At 45.2% G+C, this 21,324-nt stretch carries 17 protein-coding genes, 1 pseudogene and 1 CRISPR repeat array; of the genes and pseudogenes, 10 read left to right on the forward strand and 8 right to left on the reverse strand.

Annotation, left to right across the window (positions count from 1 at the left end; all coding sequences use genetic code 11):
* Together RIG27_RS08685 and RIG27_RS08690 are read right to left on the reverse strand one after the other, a co-directional pair.
* Positions 1-78: pseudogene (locus RIG27_RS08685) on the reverse strand (IS607 family transposase); the annotation flags it as partial.
* Positions 79-295: 217 nt separating this feature from the next.
* Entirely contained in the window at positions 296-922 is a 627-nt protein-coding gene (locus RIG27_RS08690; RefSeq protein ID WP_446344273.1) for a TetR/AcrR family transcriptional regulator, read from the reverse strand.
* Positions 923-1,272: 350 nt separating this feature from the next.
* Here RIG27_RS08690 and RIG27_RS08695 point away from each other — a divergent pair, with 350 nt between their 5' ends.
* From RIG27_RS08695 to RIG27_RS08715, 5 genes are all read left to right on the forward strand, one after another.
* Positions 1,273-2,469, forward strand: coding sequence for an ABC exporter membrane fusion protein (locus RIG27_RS08695; protein WP_446344275.1), 1,197 nt, complete (start codon positions 1,273-1,275; stop codon positions 2,467-2,469).
* A 1-nt stretch (position 2,470) separates the two neighbouring features.
* The gene (locus RIG27_RS08700) at positions 2,471-2,683 is read left to right on the forward strand and encodes a hypothetical protein (RefSeq protein WP_446344277.1); all 213 of its coding nucleotides are present in this window, start codon (positions 2,471-2,473) and stop codon (positions 2,681-2,683) included.
* A 9-nt stretch (positions 2,684-2,692) separates the two neighbouring features.
* Positions 2,693-3,868, forward strand: coding sequence for an ABC transporter permease DevC (devC, locus tag RIG27_RS08705; protein WP_446344279.1), 1,176 nt, complete (start codon positions 2,693-2,695; stop codon positions 3,866-3,868).
* A 255-nt stretch (positions 3,869-4,123) separates the two neighbouring features.
* Complete coding sequence (gene ubiE / locus RIG27_RS08710; protein WP_446344281.1) at positions 4,124-4,831, forward strand: bifunctional demethylmenaquinone methyltransferase/2-methoxy-6-polyprenyl-1,4-benzoquinol methylase UbiE; 708 nt, start codon at positions 4,124-4,126, stop codon at positions 4,829-4,831.
* A 152-nt stretch (positions 4,832-4,983) separates the two neighbouring features.
* Positions 4,984-6,219 carry a DUF445 domain-containing protein gene (locus tag RIG27_RS08715; RefSeq protein ID WP_446344304.1) on the forward strand — a complete coding sequence of 412 codons (1,236 nt, stop codon included), beginning with the start codon at positions 4,984-4,986 and terminating at the stop codon, positions 6,217-6,219.
* Positions 6,220-6,432: 213 nt separating this feature from the next.
* Here RIG27_RS08715 and RIG27_RS08720 read toward each other — a convergent pair whose 3' ends face one another.
* The gene (locus tag RIG27_RS08720) at positions 6,433-6,993 is read right to left on the reverse strand and encodes a retropepsin-like aspartic protease family protein (protein ID WP_446344283.1); all 561 of its coding nucleotides are present in this window, start codon (positions 6,991-6,993) and stop codon (positions 6,433-6,435) included.
* A gap of 432 nt (positions 6,994-7,425) precedes the next feature.
* Here RIG27_RS08720 and RIG27_RS08725 point away from each other — a divergent pair, with 432 nt between their 5' ends.
* Genes RIG27_RS08725 through RIG27_RS08735 form a run of 3 tightly spaced genes read left to right on the forward strand, consistent with a single transcriptional unit; the run spans position 7,426 to position 12,422 of the window.
* The gene (locus RIG27_RS08725; RefSeq protein ID WP_446344285.1) at positions 7,426-10,665 is read left to right on the forward strand and encodes a response regulator; all 3,240 of its coding nucleotides are present in this window, start codon (positions 7,426-7,428) and stop codon (positions 10,663-10,665) included.
* Positions 10,631-12,043: an adenylate/guanylate cyclase domain-containing protein gene (locus RIG27_RS08730; RefSeq protein WP_446344287.1), complete on the forward strand. Its 1,413-nt coding sequence runs from the start codon at positions 10,631-10,633 to the stop codon at positions 12,041-12,043. Before RIG27_RS08725 ends, RIG27_RS08730 begins: the two co-directional genes overlap by 35 nt.
* A 1-nt stretch (position 12,044) precedes the next feature.
* The gene (locus tag RIG27_RS08735; RefSeq protein ID WP_446344289.1) at positions 12,045-12,422 is read left to right on the forward strand and encodes a response regulator transcription factor; all 378 of its coding nucleotides are present in this window, start codon (positions 12,045-12,047) and stop codon (positions 12,420-12,422) included.
* A gap of 230 nt (positions 12,423-12,652) precedes the next feature.
* On the opposite strand, the gene RIG27_RS08740 is transcribed toward RIG27_RS08735, so the two are convergent.
* Both RIG27_RS08740 and RIG27_RS08745 read right to left on the reverse strand, forming a co-directional pair.
* A complete protein-coding gene (locus RIG27_RS08740; protein WP_446344291.1) occupies positions 12,653-14,032 on the reverse strand; it encodes an MFS transporter in 1,380 nt (459 codons plus the stop codon).
* 109 nt (positions 14,033-14,141) lie between these two features.
* Entirely contained in the window at positions 14,142-14,567 is a 426-nt protein-coding gene (locus RIG27_RS08745) for a RidA family protein (RefSeq protein WP_446344293.1), read from the reverse strand.
* A 1,165-nt stretch (positions 14,568-15,732) separates the two neighbouring features.
* On the opposite strand from RIG27_RS08745, the gene RIG27_RS08750 reads away from it, so the two are divergent.
* On the forward strand, positions 15,733-16,170 hold the full coding sequence (locus tag RIG27_RS08750; RefSeq protein ID WP_446344295.1) for an FHA domain-containing protein: 438 nt from the start codon (positions 15,733-15,735) through the stop codon (positions 16,168-16,170).
* Positions 16,171-16,279: 109 nt separating this feature from the next.
* A CRISPR array of direct repeats spans positions 16,280-16,685; the repeat unit is 37 nt; unit sequence GTTTCAATCCCTGATAGGGATTATAGAGGATTTCGAC.
* A 494-nt stretch (positions 16,686-17,179) separates the two neighbouring features.
* On the opposite strand, the gene RIG27_RS08755 is transcribed toward RIG27_RS08750, so the two are convergent.
* The 3 genes from RIG27_RS08755 to RIG27_RS08765 all read right to left on the reverse strand — a co-directional run bounded on the left by RIG27_RS08755 (position 17,180) and on the right by RIG27_RS08765 (position 20,842).
* Complete coding sequence (locus tag RIG27_RS08755; RefSeq protein WP_446344297.1) at positions 17,180-17,563, reverse strand: GIY-YIG nuclease family protein; 384 nt, start codon at positions 17,561-17,563, stop codon at positions 17,180-17,182.
* 198 nt (positions 17,564-17,761) lie between these two features.
* The gene (gene topA, locus RIG27_RS08760) at positions 17,762-19,954 is read right to left on the reverse strand and encodes a type I DNA topoisomerase (protein WP_446344299.1); all 2,193 of its coding nucleotides are present in this window, start codon (positions 19,952-19,954) and stop codon (positions 17,762-17,764) included.
* A gap of 405 nt (positions 19,955-20,359) precedes the next feature.
* Positions 20,360-20,842, reverse strand: a complete 483-nt coding sequence (locus RIG27_RS08765) for a hypothetical protein (protein WP_446344301.1) — start codon at positions 20,840-20,842, stop codon at positions 20,360-20,362.
* Between the two features lie 192 nt (positions 20,843-21,034).
* Between RIG27_RS08765 and RIG27_RS08770 the strand changes: the two genes are divergently transcribed.
* The gene (locus RIG27_RS08770; protein WP_446344303.1) at positions 21,035-21,271 is read left to right on the forward strand and encodes a hypothetical protein; all 237 of its coding nucleotides are present in this window, start codon (positions 21,035-21,037) and stop codon (positions 21,269-21,271) included.
* Positions 21,272-21,324: the final 53 nt, after the last annotated feature.

Raw genomic sequence — 21,324 nt, forward strand, 5'->3', positions numbered from 1 at the left:
CAAGTTTCCTTGTTTCCACCACCTCCAGGCAGTTCGATAACTGATTCCTGCTTTTTTGGCATAGTCTGAGAGTTTCATGTCTATATATTACCCAACATGACTACATCTGACTATATTCTTATTGAAACTTTACAATACCAAGTTGCAGTCTAAGGTAGAATTTGTCATGCTGAGCGAAGTCCTGAGCGAAGCGAAGGAACGGTAGCGAAGCATCTGTCCAGATTCTTCGCTTCGCTCTCCCTAGACATGATAGAACGCAACTCGGTATAAGTGCCATTCGGGTGAAGCCTTTGATTCAAGCCCCAGCCGTTAATAGATGAATCAAACCATCAACCATGCGATCGCGCTCTAAGGGCAGAATGTCACCCCCCTGTAGGATGTTTTGAATAATCAGGTAATGAACCAGAGATCCGGTAAAAATCCGGGCGGCGACAATAGGATCGGACAATTTGAGTTGGGGTTGAGAGGCTAAGTATAAGGAAAGCCGTTCCATGAGGGGTTTGATAATTTCGCGCACATGGGTTTGAGCTAACTCCGGAAACCGCTCAGACTCGCCGATGATTAACCGCATCAAGGTTAACAGCGCTGGATTGTTCGCAAACTCATCAAGTACCGCCGTTGCTGTTTGACGCAGAACCTGCTCAGGAGGCGTTTGTAAGTCTGGCTCAGTGGGTAAATTGAGGATAAGCTGACTGTTGTTTTGGGTGAGTTGGTGGATCAAGGCGACAAATAATCCCTGTTTATCTTGAAAGTAGTTATATAGCGTGGGTTTGGATACTCCTGCTGCCGATGCAATCCGATCCATACTCGCCGCCGCATATCCATGCTTGGTAAACACTTGCAAAGCACCTGCCAAAATCGCTTGGGCTTTATCGGGTTTTTCCGGGTTGGATGACTGGGGTGGAGTGGAACGATTTACCATTTGATTAAGTTTTGGGTTTTGAATGTGTAGGGGCGGGTTTTACGATTATCCTTTTTTTCACTGATCCAGATGCGACTCGCGCCCGCCCCGATCAAGTGCGAGAGTTTTGATCCTGCCTTTGGCTCAGGGGGAGAAAGGACAAGTCGCCCGATCCATGCTTCTTATTTTACTAAACGGTTTAGTTGACTTTACTAAACCGTTTAGTAAAATATAAACATATACAGATTAGGACTTACGCAGCTACACCATAGATGGCGGGAAAGGTGCGTTACGCTGCGCTAACACACCCTACACATAGAGGCTTTGCGTAAGTTCTACAGATAACACTTTTCTCTGATGGGAGAATGCCCATGAGCTTAGATCTGTTAAACCATCAGGCAGGATCAACCCAATCACCACGTCGTTGGCTGGCGTTTGTCGGCGTCGCCATTGTGGGGCTAGCGGGAACCGGATGGGGTGTCTGGCAATTTCGAGCGGCTCAGATGCGGGAGGCTCAAACAGAAGTCTCAGTTGTGCCTGAAATTCAAACGGTGACAGCATTGGGGCGGTTGGAGCCAGCCGGAGAAATGATTCACCTCACAGCGTCAACTTCAACTCAGGTAAGCCGAATTGAGAAACTATTGGTTGAGGAAGGCGATCGCGTTCAAGTCGGACAGATTATTGCTATTTTAGATAATCGCGATCGCTTACAAGCATCCCTGCAAAAAGCCGAGAAACAGGTGGATGTCGCTCAGGCAAAACTGGCACAGGTACAAGCTGGCGTCAAAGTCGGTGAACTACAAGCCCAGGGTGCGGAAATTGCCAGACTTCAGGCAGATCGAACTGGGAGTTTGGCGGCTCAACAGGCGGCGGTGGCTCGGCTGGAGGCAGAAGTCCAAAATGCTCGCCTGGAATATGAGCGATACGAATCCTTGTATCAGCAGGGTGCTGTCTCCGCCTCTCAACGGGATGCCAAGGGGTTAACCTACACTACTGCTCAACAACAGGTTCAGCAGGCTCAAGCAGAGTTAGGGCGGATTGAGACAACCAGTCAAGAGCAAATTCAACAGGCGCAAGCCACCCTGGATCGACTTGCCGAAGTGCGTCCTGTGGACGTAGAAGCAGCCGAGGCAGAAGTACAATCAGCAAAAGCCTCTGTTGCCGAAGCCCAAGCCAATCTAGAGCAAGCCGAAGTGCGATCGCCCCGTGCAGGTCAAATTATTAAGATTCATACCTATCCGGGCGAAAAAATAGCGGATCAGGGCATCGTCACCTTAGGACAAACCCAGCAGATGATCGCGATCGCGGAAGTTTACCAAAGTGACATTCTCAAGATTCAGGAGGGTCAACCTGCCACGATTACATCACCCGTCATTCCTAACTCACTCCAGGGTACAGTCGAGCGGATTGGCTTACAAGTCGAGCAACAACAGGTTGTCGATGAAGATCCCGCCGCCAACATTGATGCCAAAGTCGTTGAAGTTCACATCCGTCTCGATCCCAACTCGAGTCATAACGTAGCAGGATTGAGCAATTTACAAGTTACAGTCACGATTCAAATCGAATAATTTGTCATTTGTCATTTGTCATTCGTCATTTGTCAAGTCGGGGCGGGTTTATTTACATCTGGGTGTAACCGAAAAGATAGTAGTGAAACCCGCCCCTACACAATTTGTTCCAGCTCCCCCAGCTCCCCCAGCTTCCCCAGCTTCCCCAGCTTCCCCAGCTTCCCCAGCTCCCCCCAGCTTCCCCTCACCACAATCCTTATTCACCAAGCCCTAATTAGAAACCATGCTTGGCTTAATCAAAACATTGCAACAGCGCACTCCCTTAGGGCTACTACAGCTTAAACATGACCGAATGCGGCTGTTAACCGCGATCGCAGGCATCACCTTTGCTGATGTGTTGATCTTTATGCAGTTGGGGTTTGCTGATGCCCTCTACAGAACCAACACCCAATATCCCCGCACCCTACAAGCCGACTTAGTTGTAATTAGCACCCAGGCAAAAAACTTTGGACAATTGCGAACCTTCACCCGACGGCGACTTTACCAAGCTCAAGACGTGCCAGGAGTCGCCTCTGCCGATGCATTATACCTTGGCTCAGTACAATGGCGAAATCCCAAAACCCGCAAGAAGACATCGATGCTGCTGATCGGACAAAACCCAGATCGACCTGCCTTTAATTTACCTGAAGTCAACCAGCAGCTAGACGCGATTCGGCTACCCGATACCGTTTTATTTGACCAAGCCTCGCGGGGTGAATACCAGGATATGATTACCCAGATTCAACAGGGAGAGTCAGCCACCACAGAAATTGGACAGCGAACCATAACCGTAGCCGGACTATTCCAAGTCGGCGCATCTTTTGCCGATGATGGCGCATTAATTACCAGCGATCAAAACTTTTTAAGGTTATTTCCCAAACGGGATGCTGGATCTGTGAGTCTGGGGTTAATTCGTCTGCATCCGGGGTATGAGCCAGAACAGGTGAGAGATGCTTTAGTGGCGCGGTTACCGGAAGATGTGCAGGTACTGACGAGTCAGGGTTATGTGGATTTTGAAATTGCCGATATTCAATCGAGATCACCGATTGGGTTTGTTTTTGGCTTAGGCACGATCATGGGATTGATTGTCGGTACGGTGATTGTCTACCAAGTGCTTTCGACGGATGTGAATAGTCACTTGGAAGAGTATGCCACGTTCAAGGCAATGGGTTATCGGAATACTTACTTGTTAGGGGTAATTTTTGAAGAAGCGCTGATTTTATCGGTGTTAGGGTTTATACCCGGTTTAGCGATCGCATTAGCGGCTTATCAAGTGACAGCCGCAGCAACCGCCCTACCTTTGGCAATGCCGTTGAGTCGGACTATTTTTGTGCTTCTGCTGACATTTATCATGTGTGGTGCATCAGGTGCGATCGCGACTCGCCGTCTCCAAGCTGCTGATCCGGCTGATATTTTCTAAAGCTGGGGGATCTGTGGCTGTGATTACGTGTTCTACTTTTTTTTCCTTCGATTCATATTTAACCAGTAGGGTTTTTAACTTCTCTGGTTTTTGGACAAAATCATACTACATTAACAGTGTGGGGATTCACCTTAAGTTGACACCAATGGATGGGGAACGTCTGTTGCGCGGTTGAGGATAAAGTTTATTCAAAACCCGCCCTCATCTCCCCCAGCTTCCCCCATTCCCCATTCCCTGTTCCCTGTTCCCGAACCAATGACAAATGACCATTCCCGATCAGAAATTCGCCATTTATTCGATCGCATCGCCCCAGTTTACGACCAACTCAACCAGTGGTTAAGTTTAGGTCAACACCGGATCTGGAAAAAGATGGCAGTGAAGTGGTGCGATCTAAAGCCAGGTGAGGTTGGTTTAGATTTATGCTGCGGGAGTGGTGATTTAGCCGAACTGCTCGCCCGAGACGTGGGCGCAACGGGTCAGGTGTATGGGGTTGATTTTTCCCCAGCGCTACTCGCGAAAGCGAAAGCCAGAGTGACTTATCATTATCCCCCCTTAACCATTCACTGGATTGAAGCAGATGCTCTCGATTTACCCTTCCAGGATAATTTTTTCCACGGTGCCACCATGGGGTATGGGTTACGGAACGTGACCGATATTCCTCGTTGTTTGCAAGAACTGTACCGAGTCCTCAAACCGGGGGCAAAGGCGGCTATCCTAGACTTTCATCGTCCTCAACACGCACCCCTACGTCAGTTTCAGCAATGGTATCTCGACACAATCGTCGTACCCCGTGCCAAATCCTTGGGCTTAGAGCAAGAATATGCCTACATCACTCCCAGCTTAGAGCGATTTCCCAACGGAAAGCAGCAGGTTGAACTGGCGCACCAGGCTGGATTTAGCCATTCCACGCACTATCCCATCGCTGGGGGAATGATGGGCGTTTTAGTCATCAGGAAACCCTAGAGCGTAAAATGGGGATCAGGGATTGGGGATTAAACAACGCCAAAGTTAATCCTTTCCATTAAGTTTTTTGACAGATGCGACATGTCGCGTCTCTAGATGACTTTTTCTTTCCCATCCTTTATTGTCCGTTCTGTATTACGCCGATTGTTGTTTTGAATTTATCAAACCTGTGGCTGCTGTTTTTGCCTCCAATCGCGGGGGGAATTATTGGCTATTTCACTAATGATTTAGCAATTAAAATGCTATTCCGTCCCTACCGCCCCATTTACATTGGCAAGCGGCGGTTACCGTTTACACCCGGTTTAATTCCCGATAACCAGGAACGCTTAGCGAAACGGGTATCCGATACCATCATGGGTTCTTTGTTAACCCCGTCGGAGATGCAACGACTAGCACGGCGTCTACTGCATCGGGAACGGGTGCGTGGGGCAATTCTGTGGATGCTCAATCTGGCGTTGGAACAAGTCCAGTTGGATAAGGAACAGAAAACAGCAAAGATTCTTGCGGCTATCCTCCACGACTTATTAGGAGAATCCTTGCCCCGTTTACTTAAAGTTTTAGCCCGTCGCGATAATTTTTTAGAAGCCCAGCTTAACCAAATTTTTGACCAGATTTTGCTGGAGTTTCAACTGAATGAGCAACAAGCGCAACAGCTTTCCCAGTGGATTCTGCAAGTGGCATTACCGCCTGATGTGCTGCGTCAAGGGATTATTGATTTTTTAACCGATCGCAATATCCAAATCATTGATGAAGGGTTTCGCGAGAAGACAAGCGGCACCTATTGGATAGTCGCCAATTTATTTGGACTACGCAATACTCTCACCCGTTTGCGAACCTATTGCTTAGATGAGAAAGAGGAATCTAATGCGCGTCTGCAAGAATTATTGACCGCGTTGGGTGCCCGTGATCGGTTAAAGTTTTGGCTGCAAACTCTATCCCTCCAAAATTTGCCCGTGTCTACGGTGCGACAGTTACGCAAAACCATGCGGGATGCGGTTCGCACGTATATCCGAGAGCAGGGTAGCGAATTTTTGCAGGGTTTAAGTCAATCCATTGATTGGGAAAAGGTCGCTGCATTGATTTTAAACCGATTGCGAGAATCGGCGATTATGAGTAGCTCACTGGAACTAATTAGTCAGGAACTGGCATTAATTTTGGAGCGTTATCTGGAAGAAGATTTGGAAAAACTGGTGACGCAGGTGATTCCCATTTTATCCATTGATCAGCTTATTGTGGATCGGGTAAGAGGCACATCACCGGAATCCTTAGAAGTTGCCGTTAAAGTGATTGTCAAAAATGAATTACAAGCGATTGTTAATTTAGGTGGGATTTTGGGTGTAGTGATCGGTTTATTTCAGACGGGATTAATTCTATTTAGGGGATTTTGAGTCAGGGGACTGAAGGGGCGGGTAAGCGACTTGAATAGTAGGTAGGGTGTCGGGTGTCGGGGCGGGTTTTACGGCTAAATCCGATTTTGGGACTTAGGGGTGTTTGACCGGACATGATATAATAACAAATCCGGGTTAGCTACCCCTGTTATAATCCAGTCCGCGCAGGCGGACGCAAGTTTGTGTAGCAGCGATTTCAATCGCCTCCTCTTGCTACCGATATCTAAGTTCGATCACATTTTCCTTAATCGTCACATCGTAGACACCAAAAAATCCTTGTCCTAATAGTCCGATATCAAGGTATTGATTAATTGTCACCTCCGGATTCGTGACTTCAATACCGCCGACGGCGACAGAATTCACCCGACCTCGCGGAACTTCGACTTTGCCACCCGCCGTGGAGGTGGTAACGACGCCGTCGGATGTAACGTTTAAGACTTGTGCCATTTGGGGGGTAATGGCAATCCCAGACGCCCCTGTATCGAAGAGCATTTCAAAGCGGCTGTTACCATTGAATTGAACATCAACGACCGGAATTCCGGACACTCGGCGTTTGATCGGAACTTGAATCACCGAGGGTGTACTGCTACCACTACCACAAAGGTGACCCAGATCAATGACATTGCCGTTGCTGTCTTCTAAGTAGCAGGGCAGATCACTCTGGGAATGGGAGATACTGGTAGATGAGATAATTCCTGCGATCGCGAGGAATACAGGTAAGACTTGGCGGGATAAATAGCGTTTCATGTAGTCTTGCGCCCAGTTCAGCGGCAATCGTTGTCAGTTGTCCAATTGTCTATTCTTTAATTTAACCCACAACAGGGGGGCGCGTCCTCTGTTCATCTCATATCAGGGGTTGTCAGGGAACAGGGAACGGGCAATGCCTAATTTCTAAGCGTCCATCTTTTAGCGATGATGAGAGTGAAATAGATTGAACCGATTACTCATCCGGATATCTGATCAAGATGATGTAGATATTAATAAAATTTCATGATTCTTCGTTGTTAGAAAATTGTTGCTAAAGAAACAGCAGAATCTTATTCAGTCGATTAAAAACTTGGGGAGTCGTGCAAAATTCAAAAGACAATCTATATAAGAAATGCGAACAATCGGGTTAAATCGCCCCTCCACCCCTGATCCCTTGCTTCCCGCATTCCATCTCATCAACGTTAGAACTGTCTGTATTAAACCTTCACCCACTCTAAAATGGCTTTTCCTATCTTTTCCGGGCAACAATCTATCACACGGCGAACGCTGGTTAATGTAGCCTTAAGAATTGCTGGAGTTATTGTTGTCTTAACGACGTGGAGTTATTTTCACACCTTATCGTTTTTTGAAGCTGAAGCATTGGAACGGGTCAAAAAATATGTGTATGAACGAGGTGAACGGGAACGTATTTTATTCTCTATCGCTGTAGATAATCATACGCTGCTTAAACAAGAATTACTAAAAAACCTAAAAGAACCAGATTATAATTACTACACTAAATTCAATCAACTCTTTGTCGAGTGGTCTGATGGTGTGACTCGCAATCGACCTCAAGATCAGCCCCCGGAAAAGTTTGACACTCTTGAGCAAGCAGGGGTTTATATTGATGAAAACCTGGTCATTAATGCAGAGGTTCGACAGCGAGTTCTTGCCTTTTACAACCTAACCACAACCTATGGCTCAGTTTGGCATCATCGTTTTATCAATACCTACATTACTAGCCCCGACAATATTATCGCCATCTATTGGCCCGAAACGCCCTGGGTACAACGAGCTTCGACTGAACTTAATCTACAAAACGAGAAAAAAGCCTATCGTGCTAAAACCGAAGCCGATGCAGAGTCAAAGACGGTATGGACAGGACTTTATTACGATCCGCAGGCTCAAGATTGGATTGTTTCTGTGAAAACACCTGTTAACTTAGATGGTGAACATATTGCCACAATTGGACATGATTTGACTCTGAATCAACTGATGAATCGCATGACTGAGGAGCATACTGAGGGCGGTTATAATATTCTTTTTAGCGGGGATGGTCATCTGATTGTTCATCCCGATAAAATCGAGGAAATTAAACAAAAAAAGGGGCAATTCAATATTCTTGAATCCGATGACCCCCACCTTCAGCGTATCTTTCAATTGGTCAAAGACATAACCCCCAATCAAATCATCATTGAAAATCCTAAAGATAATGAATACTTAGCTGTCGCCAGAATTGAAGAACCGGATTGGTATTTAGTTACCGTTTTTCCCCAGTCTATCTTAGCCAAACCCGCTCGGGACACAGCCGGCTTTATTCTGGGGTTAGGAATTGTAGCACTTCTGCTTGAACTGTTAGTCCTCTATTTTGTCCTGCGTCGCCAAGTTACAAATCCCTTAATTGAGTTGATGGGAGCAACGGAACGAATTGCGGCTGGAGATTTGAATATTCAACTGGATGATACTCGCAAAGATGAGTTAGGACGTTTGGCAAATCTGTTCAATTCAATGGCGGTTAAAGTCTACGTCCGTGAACAATTTTTAAAACAAGCCGAATCGGAAGCAAAACGCTTACAGAAAACTGAAGCAGATACCCGCCAGCATGTTGAAAGTATTAATCAAATTCTCGAAGGTCGCGTTGAAGAAAGAACCGCTCATTTGACGGCTATTATTAATAATTTAGTCGATGGCTTACTGGTTACTGACACTCAAGGAAAAATATCTCAGTTCAATCCCGCTTTCCTCAGGATGTTAGGGTTAGGAGAACTTGATATTACGGATAAAAAGGGTCAAGATATATTAAACAGCGAGTTAGTGGAATTAGTCACCCAAACCCAAAACCATCATCGGGAAGTCTTTACCGCAGAAATTGATCTAGCGGGGGGACGTATTGGTAAAGCTGTAGCCACCGCCATTGATAAAGTAGCTTTGGCTGATGGTGCAGTTGAGGAGTTTCTGGGCTCAGTTATCCTGATTCGAGATATTACCGTTGAAAAAGAAGTGGATCAGATGAAAACGGATTTTATCTCTACCGTTTCCCACGAATTAAGAACCCCACTGACTTCTGTATTGGGATTTACCAAAATTATCAAGAAAAAACTCGAAGATGTCATTTTTCCCCAAATCCAAACCGACAACAAGAAAATTCAGCGAACTGTTCGCCAAGTCAAAGATAATGTCAAGATTATTGTATCGGAAGGAGAACGGTTAACGGCTTTAATTAATGATGTTCTCGATATTGCCAAAATGGAAGCCGGAAAAGTTGATTGGAATATGCAGCCGTTGTTGGTTCACGAGATTATTGAACGGGCAGTCGCGGCGACATCCTCGTTATTTGAGACTAAACATATTCAATTTCTTAAAAACGTGGAAACTGAGCTTCCAGAAATCTCTGGGGATAAAGATAGACTGATTCAAGTTCTGATTAATTTAATTTCCAATGCTGTTAAGTTTACTCAAAAAGGATCAATAACCTGCCGAGCGACACAAAGGCATAGTGAAATTATTATTAGTGTGATTGATACAGGTATGGGTATTGCACCCGCTGATCAGCCTCAAGTCTTTGAAAAATTTAAGCAAGTTGGGGATACGTTAACCGATAAACCGAAAGGAACGGGTCTAGGATTACCGATATGTAAGCAAATTGTTGAACATCATGGTGGCAGAATTTGGGTCGAAAGTGAGTTCAAAAAAGGAAGTACATTTTCGTTTACTCTTCCCATTCATACTAATCTACCTGTCCAAGTGAATATGATGGATATGGACACATTAGTTAAGCAGCTTCAAGTAACGGTTATTCCTGACAACTCATCCACTAAAAATACTTCCAATAAAACAGTACTGGTTGTCGATAATGAAGCCTTAATTCGTCAACTGTTGCGACAAGAACTCGAGTCACGGGGATATCAAGTTCGGGAAGCCAAAGATGGTCTAGAAGCGATCGCACTCGTCAAGCAAGAACGACCGGATCTAATTACTCTGGATGTGATGATGCCGGAAATGAATGGCTTTGATGTTGCTGCTGTATTAAAAAATGACCCATCAACTATGGACATTCCAATTATTATTTTGTCCATTATTGAAGACCACGAACGAGGATATAGATTAGGGATTGACAAGTATATCACTAAACCCTTTGAATCGGAACAATTACTTCAGGAAATTGATTCTTTAATTGCCCAAGGAAGTTCTCAAAAGAAAATATTAGTCGTTGATGAAAATATATCCACCGTTAAAACCCTGGCTGATGTCCTAACCACCAGAGGATATAATGTGATTGAGGTCTTTGATGGGGAGGATTTTAAAGAAAAAGCTATTTCCGTTAAGCCGGATATGATTATTGTCAATTCTGAGTTGTCGGAACGATATAATATTGTCAAAACCCTACGCTTTGAAAAGGGGCTGGAAAATGTATTTTTTCTCTTATTAGCGAATGAAAAAGCAGATGGTAACCATCAGTCTAAAGAAGTTGCTGAATAAAAAAGATGTTTTATCTCTGATCAAGGAAATGAGTGCGGTGATGGAGACACCGATTCTGATTCAGGATACCCAGGGTCGTCTCCTTTTTGGTGAAGAATGTCAAAAGGAACTGGGAAATTATCCAGTAAAGCTGGCTGATGATATTATTGGTTGGATCTCAGGGGGTGAAAAAGCCGCATCGTTGGCGTCCCTCATGAGTTATATTGCCAATAAAGAAATTCAGGAAAAAATGTTGGCGCGGGAAACTTTGGATAAATATAAAGAAATTAATATGCTTTATAATATATCGGGACGGTTAACTGCTTGCCTTGATCTCAAACAAGTCGCCAACTTAATTATTGATGAAGCCACCCGATTAATTAAAGCCACCAGTGGTTCACTCATGTTATTAAATCCAGACAAGGGTGAGTTTGAGTTAATCGCCGCTATTGGTCAAGAATATGACCCAAAAGCGCCCTTGGCATTGGGGAAAGGAATCGCTGGGAATTTAATTTTGACAGGTAAAGCCGAAATTATTAATAATGTGCAGGCAGATATTCGATTTGTCGAAGGTCAGAATCAAATTTACTCTCTGATTTGCGCTCCTCTGCAAACCAAAGATGGTATCATTGGGGTGATTAATATTAGTCATCAAGAGCCAATTAATTATACGGCGGCTGATTTAAAGTTATTGACTGCTTTAGCCTCGCAAGCAGCATCTGCCATTGAAAATGCGATGTTGCATGAACAAAAACTAAAAGAAGAGCGGATTAAAAGTAATCTCGAACGTTATGTCTCTGCTAAAGTCGTTGAAGCCATCCTTGAAGAAAAAGATGATTTTTCCTTCGAGCCAGCTAAACGAGATATTACAATTTTATTTTCAGATATTAGAAATTTTACCACGAAATGTGAGGAATTACCTCCGGAACTAATCGTCGAATACTTGAATGAATATTTTACCCACATGGTTGATGTAATTTTCAGCAATGGCGGAACTGTCAATAAGTTTGTGGGTGATATGATTGTGGCAATGTTTGGCGCTCCCTCTCGCTTAGTTTACAGTGAACAAGGTGCGATTAAAACAGCAATTGAAATGCAAAAGCGGATCAAAGCCATTCCGGTTCCTTGGATTCGCCAAAATTTTATTACCGGAATTGGTATTAGTTCAGGGGAAGTGATTGTGGGAAATGTTGGCTCTCCTCAGCACATGGATTATACTGCTATTGGGGATAAGGTCAATATTGCCTCTCGTCTACAATCCATTGCCAAAGGGGAACAAATTTTGGTGTGTCGCAGTGTCTATGATGTCACCTATGATCTGTTTGATTTTAAGGAAGTTGGCACTGTGAAAGTTAAGGGGAAGAAAAAGCCTGTAGATGTATTTGAAGTGGTCTATTAAGATGAATAAGAAAGTCTTGATTGTTGATGATGAACCGCATATTCGCCTGTTAATGGCACAAACGTTAGAGGAATTGGAAGATGAAGGCGTAGAAGTCCTGATTGCGGAAAATGGGGAAGAGGCAATTGAAACTATTAAAACGGAAAAACCGGATTTAGTGTTTCTGGATGTGATGATGCCTAAGATGAATGGTTTTGATGTCTGTTATGCCGTTAAAAATAATCTGGATATTAAAGATGTCTACATTATTATGTTAACGGCAAAGGGGCAAGAGTTTGATAAAGAAAAAGGGCAAAAAGTCGGGGCGGATTTGTATATGACTAAGCCGTTTGATCCCGATGAAGTTGTCGAAAAATCCTATGAAATTCTGGGATTATGAGGGGATAGCATTTCTTACTTTTCACGGGGTCTGGAAAACCTCTCTCCAAACCTCTCTCCTGCAAGGAGAGAGGCTTTGAATTCTCTCCCTTCCGTGCAACAAGAGCGAAGCATCCTTTGTCTTCCCCCCTCGCAGGAATGCAATTTTTTATTGATGTTAATAAGTTCAGATCCCCGACTTCTTGAAAAAGTCGGGGATCTTGCTTAAGGCTGGCTAGATTCGCCGTCATTTTACTGCTGTGGATTATGGGAAAAAAGAGTCAGAATTAGTGTAATGACTGGGAGTATAGCACAAGTGTAGAGACCGGGTTGATAGGAACCCAATTGATCCTTAAATACTGCTAATAATGAAGGTCCTATCGCACTCGCGCACACCATACTCATCATCTGAACGCCAGAAATAGCCCCTAAATGCATTCGACCAAAGAATCTTGGCAAAGCTACCGTGGATAAGGTGCTAAAACAGCCGCCACTTGCACCTAATCCCACAATTGTCAGTCCCCGTAACCAGCCTATACCCAGGTTTGCAGCACAAGTAAAGCCGATAGCTTGAAACACAATCATGAATAAGAATAGATATTTCAAAGAAACTCGGTCGGCGCTTAGTCCCATTGAATATCCCACAATAGTGGAGAGAATTGCCATGGGTAAGAATAGAGATACTGCCTGGATTTGCGATAATCCTGCTTCTGCGCCAATATCAACGATGTGAAAGGTAATCCCGGTAACGACTAAAGCATGAGAAGATAAGGTTAACGTGACTGCCCAAAAAATTCGGGTACGCAGCGCTTGAGAACGAGTAAAATCTCGTATCTTGTTCTCACCGAAAGTGTCTCCGGTGGTGGCTGGAGTTGTGGCGTCTCCGTCCATAATCAGACCACATTCTTCTGGGTTATCTCGGTAGAACATCCAGCCAACAAATCCCATGCCAATCCCCACAATCGCTGCCATTGTTACCCAGGTATATCGCCAACCGAAGCCGTTAATCCAGATACTGAGAATTAACGGTGCAATGGAAAAGCTAAAGGAGACAAATACACCGGTTGTACCGGAGACAAACCCACGACGACGGTCAAACCATTTGCCTAAGGTGGTACGGCTGGTCATTGTCAACATTCCTTGACCGGAAAAGCGCAGGCTGGTAAAGCCAAGTCCGAGTATTATCAGCGCTATGGCTGAATGATCAAGGGGTAGTATACTATTGACAAAGATAGCGATGCGATCGCACAAACTCAAATAACAGAGTGTTCCCCCCAGCCACAGCGACGAACCCACCACAATAACTCGTGCGCCAAAGCGGTCAAGCAACACTCCCCCCATGGGTAATAGGAGACCACTGGTTAAGGTTCCCACCAGGTAAGCATTACTCAATTCCAAACGTGATACACCCGTCGCCTGTAGCAAATGATCCGTGAAAACGCTCACTCCTACAGTTTGACCCGGAATACTCATAATGATCCCAATCGTGCAAACCACCGCGATAATCCAGCCATAAAAAAACGGGAAACGGGTGGTGGAGAACGGATAGTTAGGATGTAGTAACCTTATGGGAATCGTTTTATCTGTTGCAGAAATTGAGCCTTTTTCAGCAAATTTGGATCGAAATTTCATTAAAATGCACCACGTCTTGAGCTTTGCTGTCTACTTTGCCATACTTATTGTTGGTTGGCATCCTTCTATGGCTGCGATTCTCCATTGTTTCAGACTGACAGCTTAGATTTTATCGCAGCGCTGTACACTTGATTTCCACGATGAGTCCAGGGTCAGACAAGGCGGTGACACCTACTTTTGTCCAAGTCGGATATTTTTCAATAAAATACCGATCTTTTACTTCCATAAACAGCGACAAATGAGGAATGATTAGTGGTTTTGACGCTGGAATCGACGCTGGGTTTGTGACATGATAGGTCACAATTTCTACAACATCCTCAAAGGTTACGCCTGCGGTTAAAAGAACTTTATTGACATTTTCAAACGCCTGGATAAATTGTTCTTCTATTCCCTCAACTACCTGTAACTTTTCGTCGCGACCCACTTGACCGGAGACATAGACTGTATTTCCGATTCTAATACCTGGACAATAGTGATACTTTTCATATAGGATTTCCATACCTGTGGGAATAATCACTTCGCGAGTCGCGACCATAACTCATCTCCTTGTGTAGACAATCATGTTAATACTTTACCTCTAAACCTGGGGCTAATCAGGGTAGCTTGATGATTTTAGAGTCAGCCCTCAACTCAAGTTGGGGCTAAAAGCTTAAAGCCGTTAAAACGGGTTCAACTATTTACTTATACGGAAGGGGGCGAGGGTGTGAGTGGATGATACAAAGTCAGCCCTCAACTCAAGTTGGGGCTAAAAGCTTAAACCCCTTAAAACGGGTTCAATGATTTATTTATACGGAAGGGGGCGAGGGTGTGAGTTGGTGATATAAAGTCAGCCCTCCACTCAAGTTGGGGCTAAAAGCTTAAACCCGTTAAAACGGGTTCAATGATTTACTTATACGGAAGGGGGCGAGGGTGTGAGTGGGTGATACAAAGTTGCAGTTTAATGTAGAATTTTCTTCTTTTTTTCAATTTTTCCATCTCTTTAAGTTGACATGTATGGGAGGGGTCTTTTCCCTAGTGAGTTAACAAACCGGATCATTTTCTGGTATCCAAGTTAGTCAGATTCGGCTTCAATAACGTGCCATTCAGGTTAGGTTATTATTAATTTATATCAGAGTTAAAATTATGATACTGGGAGTCACTGAACTGGGGGGTCAGACCCCTCCCTAACTCTCCCTGGCAGGGGATGATTTGGTAGCTTGTGCTACAATTAATGGGAAATTATCCCATCAATTTCAATGATTGAATGGGTATGCTAGCATTGGGGCATTCAATCGTATAGCGGTTGGGAGTTGCTCCGTAATAATACGGTGTGAAAAACTGGGTCAGAGTCTGTAAACTGAAGTTATCAGCTATCAAGTGAGATTGAGCATCTTAACTCAATTGTGAGTTAGGTATAGTGTTAAGGTGATAACCAACAGCGATCCGGCTATTGCGATCGCGTACTCTCTAGGCAAAACTCCCAGGTTAGCGGGAGATGCGGGGAAAGTACGGAATATCTAGGGTTTCTAGTCACATTTCCCCGCCCAGTCATGTCCTAGACGTGAATCGCACTATGTGATTCACTATGCGATTCGTCTGAGGCGTGTCATGATTAAAGGGACAACTTCACACACTGACTCTTCGGAGTAGACGTGTGGGCTTCTAGAAATAGTAAGCAGAATAAACTAACTATCAAGTTTTGATTTTTAGGGGTGCATCAATTGATTCATAAATCTTTGTCAGGCGTAAATCTTGCTCCAAATGTTGTTACGGTATCACTGCGCTCGCCGTCCCATAGTGTACCGATTCAACAATGGCATTTTACTGATCAACCGATTATTAAAATAGGGCGCTGTGCAGATAACCATATTGTGCTGCGAAGTTCGGTTGTCTCGCGTTACCATCTGGAATTGCGGCGTATGGGGAACCGATGGAAATTGATTAACTTTGGTAACAATGGGACGTATAAGGACGGTCAACCGATTACGGAACTGGAGATTCAAAAAGAAACGCTGATTCGCCTCGCTCTTTCGGGTCCCCAGTTGCAAATTGATCTTAGCGCCACTGTACCAGAACCTTTGTTAAAGTTACTGCGCCATCATGATTCGGGTAATCAGCCTCTTCCGGGACGATTACGCACCATGTTGAGCGGAAGTTAAATTTCTTTAGGGGTAGGGAGCTGGGGGAGCCGTAGAATTCTCCCTGATAGAAGAGATTCAGGGGAATTCCTTGCGTAGGGGCTTGGTTACCAAGCCCATATAACGTTTTGTTTCAATCCCTGATAGGGATTATAGAGGATTTCGACCATCCAACACCCCATTATATATCGAGCTAATTCTCGTTTCAATCCCTGATAGGGATTATAGAGGATTTCGACAATCAGGCGATCGGCTAATGACATCAAGGTACAAGTTTCAATCCCTGATAGGGATTATAGAGGATTTCGACTTTCAATACATACTTTTATCGAGGACTTCAAGGCTGGCATCATTGGTTTCAATCCCTGATAGGGATTATAGAGGATTTCGACGATACTGATATCAAGGCGATCGCGGATGGTACAACGTTTCAATCCCTGATAGGGATTATAGAGGATTTCGACGCGTGGTAGCCGGCGCTGATATGCTGCACAACTATGTTTCAATCCCTGATAGGGATTATAGAGGATTTCGACTGCCGACCTCTGAAACGCTTGCTGTATTTGGTTTTCAAGGTTCGATTGCGACAACCTCCTCTAACTATAGCATTTCAGCCCTCGGTTTTGACAACCCCCGCCAACAAAAAAGCTTCAAATCCTTTCTGAATAAGCCTTTCAGCTATTGCGACAACCCCTTAAATCCAAAAGAGGCGGTAAACCCTGACTGGATAAGGGATACAACCTCAAATTGTGACTTCTCTGAAAAAACACCTACTGGTTGTCGCACCAACCCCTAAATAGAGGCTGCTGAATAAGTGTGTGAGGGGGAGCTGAGGAAGCTGAGGAAGCTGAGGAAGCTGAGGGAGCTGGGGAAGTCAATGCTACTCAAAGTATTGGTCGCTCAGGGCTGAAGGGGTGACAAGCAGCTCAAAATATTTAACTGGCTTGGTCTTGGTTGAAATTGTCTCCCCAGTGTGGAGACAATCTCTAGCTCTGGGAAGGTTGCAGTGAAGCGGACAAAACTCATCATTTCAGTCCTCATCATTACTGGGCTTGGGTTGGTTTCGACTTCCCTGGAGGGGCTGGTTTCGACTTCGCTCAACCAGCCCCCTCCGATGCTCAACCAGCCCCCTCCGATAATGTGACTCATTCTGACATTCTGCCAAAACATGAAGCCGATTCCAATCACTATTCATCAGCGCGATTTTCTTTTTCCGACTCCAGCCTTGTACCTGTTTTTCTCGATAAAACGCATCTTCTACGCGATCATAATACTCTGCATAAACCAACTTTACAGGTAATCTTTTCTTTGTATGATTTGCCCCTAAACCATTTTGATGTTGCCATAAACGTCGAGGTAAATCCTTCGTGCTTCCTGTGTAGAAAGAACTGTCAGAACATTCGAGGATATACATATAGGGCATGTCAAGTCATCTCCTTCCCTAATGATCGGGCTTCGACTTCGCTCAGCCCTCAAAGCCCTCGACTTCGCTCAGCCCTCAAAGCCCTCAAAGTTAGTCCTCCTCTGCATGAGGCTAGTTGAGCAATTAGGGTGGTTGAGCGAAGCCGAAACCACCCTTCCCATTCTTGGAAGCTGCCCACACACTTATCCATCACTTTTTCACCTCGCCCAACTTGGGACTCCAAAACGTCCCCTTTTTCGTCCAAAAATAAGCCACATTTTTACATTTCCCCTGACGAGACTTGGGATTCGCGCAACGTAGCATCTTCTTTGCCTGACCCTCTTTCTCATATTCATACAACTCCAACGGCTTGCCACACTTGGGACAAGCATACTCGGTTAAGTTGGCTGGCTTGGTGGGTTTGGCGGCTACAGGACGTTCTGAACGGGGTAACTCATACGCCCCAGCCTTTCCATTCCAAAACATTACCGCCCCACATCCCCCCTCACGGTTATCGCAACTGAGGAAATGATCGGCTTTTAGCTTCTTAGAGGTAGAAAATACCTTAGTCATCCGATGCTGACATTTAGGACAGGAATAATCCGTGAGTTCGGTTCTCGGACGCCGTTTCGATTCACCCTTAGGGGTAGACTGAGTTTGACTGGCTATCTCTGGAACTTGGGAAAATGCCGAGTTAAGCGCTGGAGCAAAATAATCCCGATTCCACCCGGTTAAATAACATTCCCAATCCAATTTCCCAGACGCGATCGCATCTAAATCCGATTCCATCTTAGCGGTAAATTCTGGCTGAATCAGATCAGGTAACACCTGTGCCAAAAATGCATCCAGTTCCATCCCCAGTTGGGTTGGCTGCAATTTCCCTTTACTTAACTGAACATAATTACGCGCTTTCAATGTTTTAATTGTCGGCGCATAAGTGCTAGGACGACCAATTCCCGAACGTTCCATCGCCTGCACCAGTTTAGGTTCGCTGTAACGTGGTGGTGGCTGCGTCTGTTTCTTATCCGCACCTGCGTTATCTAATGTAAGCGGTTGTCCTGGCTGTACTCGTGGTAATTGGGAATCGGCGGCAATATTATGCCAATAGCGAGTATAACCCGGTACGAGTAAAACCTGTCCCCTGGCTTCCCAAAATACATCCCCCGATTGGGTGATAATCCGAGTTTTAGACAATTGAGCTTGACAGCACTGAGTTGCGATCGCGCGATTCCAAATTAAATCATACAGTTTTGCCTCATCCCTAGTCAGTTGAACCGATAATTGCTTGGGTGTGCGTTCAACATGAGTCGGACGGATGGCTTCATGGGCTGCTTGCGCCCCAGATTTAGAGCGATGGGAGGTTACTCTAGAGGGTACATTATCCGGGTCATGCTGTAAAAGCCACTGTTTTGCCGCCTGACAAAACTCTGGAGACAACGCCACCGAATCCGTCCGCATATAGGTAATATGTCCCGCTTCATAGAGGCTTTGGGCAATTTTCATCGTCACGTCTGGATTCAGCTTGAGTTTCGCGCCAGCAGATTGCTGAAGGGTGGAAGTGATAAATGCGGCTGGGGGAGATTGTTTAACGGTTTTTCCCTCTACTGTGACAACATGATGAGAATGAGAACGGGCAATGGCGACTAATTGATCCGCGTCTTCTTGAGAGAGTACCCGTGTCCCTTCCGAGACTGGATTCTCCTCACCTGCATCATCTGGCTGATTGCTATTTTTATCCCTCGAATTCCGCCGTTGCGCCGTTTGCGGGTAAGTTCGACCTGCGTAAACAGCTTTAAATCCTTCCTGATATTCTACCCATACCACCCAATAATCTTGGGGTTTAAATGCCAGAATCTCTTGTTCTCGCTTCACCAACAAATGCAGTGTCGCACTCTGCACTCGTCCCATAGACTTGCAGCCGTTATTCAAGCGCCAGACTAACCGACTCCCCTTATATCCCACCAACTTATCCAAACAATCCCTGGCGCGTCCGGCGGCGACTAAATTAGAGTCAAGGGTTTTCGGATGTGCGATCGCGCGATCGACGGCGGCTTTGGTAATCTCGGTATAGGTCACCCGTAACGGATTCTTCAATCGCAATGCTTGGGTCAAATGCCAACCAATGGTTTCTCCTTCTCTATCGGGATCAGTCCCCAGGTAAATTCGGTCAGCTTGGCGAATAGCACCACGCAATTCCGATAAGATTTTCTTGGCTTGACTACTCCGAGGAACATAGCGACAGTGGATGTGGGAACCGTCCAAATCAAATCCCAGAGAATCTTCACCATCATCGGCTAATTCCCGAACGTGACCCATACTGGCTTTAACCGTCCAGCCAGCACCGAGAATGGATTTGAGCTTTTTGACTTTACCGCCTGATTCGATAATTAATAGATTCGCCATGGCTGTTGGCAGGAGATGAGGGCTTATCTTGATGCCCTGAGAAGACCTTCGCTTTTAGTGACGGGATGAATCAGGGCGCTTTTGATTCTAGACATACTCCTGAAGTTTTTCAATTGTAATGTAACACCGCCGCAATTAGCGACAAAGTATAGCAACCGCAGCACGGTGATCGGGTATCACCTGATAAATTTTGCGGATCAATGAATTTCAGCTTCACAGATAGTGCAATCGTCAAGGCAAATCCTAGCAATTCCTTTTAATTTCCTCCAACGCCCAGAACCATATATTTTTATAACCGTGCTACCTCACGAATCGAACTGCTAATTGCAATTGTTTCAATTGTAGTGATTTCTCCAATGATTTCAAAGTTCATTAATGTGCCATGTCAGTTCCGCGATCGCTCAATTATACTCTCCCTGATGCATAGTTTTTTGATGCCAAGCTTGGAGGTACATCCCCACGCCGACGCTGCTGTTGTTTGCGTTCGACTAATCCCAGTGGTACATAGACATTTAGTTCAAAACCTCGCTCAGTCGCTTGTCGCCGGAGTCGCTGTTGTTCTCGCTGTTGTGCTAAAACTTTGCCGCAGACTTCGCGCCAGTTAATTGTATTCAATGTCCGTTTTGCTGAGTTCCAATCCTTGGGATCGACTATCTCAGTTATCTCTAACCCTAACGCTTCGACAATTGCGATCGCAGAATCCCGATCAACTCCTTTACCCCCGAAAAACCGCTTAACTGTCTTTACGTCTACCCCAGCTTTTTGTGCAATGCGTTCATACGTCAGAGGCTGTCCATTCTCATCTCGTCCAGCCGCCTTCGCTTGTCGGAGTTTTTCTAATCCTTCTTGAGTTGCCGGAATACCACGAGGTTTGCGTGTTTGAGCCATAACGGTTTCGTCTTGAGGTAAGGGCACGGCATTGCCGTGCCCCTACAGGATGCATAACTATAGTTTAGCCAGTCTTAACTCTTGTTTGGAAGGACAGAAAAGGGAACTTATTATCTGTCCTGAATTGGTCTGGAGGTTAACCTGACAGTACCATTAGTCTGGTTTCATCAAAGCATTGATGAGGATGAAATCATGAACAACCAACAGAAAACCCCCGTACAATTGGAACAGACTAATCAACCCATTGAACTTGTCCCGCCCTCTCAGACTCCAATGGAACATCCTTCTACCTGGATGCGAGATGGAAACAGCCCTGCTGAGATTATTCTGGCGATCGCTGTATTAATTGGTGCGATCGCTCGATTGTTGAATGTCTTGGTTGGAGGTGATGCGGAAAGAGTCGCCCAAGTAGCAAGTAGGGTGCGTTAGCGGGGCAATAATGGGAAACTCCAATGAATTGTGTTCCCCGCGTAACGCACGAA

Source organism: Coleofasciculus sp. F4-SAH-05, assembly GCF_040222985.1.
GTDB lineage: Bacteria > Cyanobacteriota > Cyanobacteriia > Cyanobacteriales > Coleofasciculaceae > Coleofasciculus > Coleofasciculus chthonoplastes.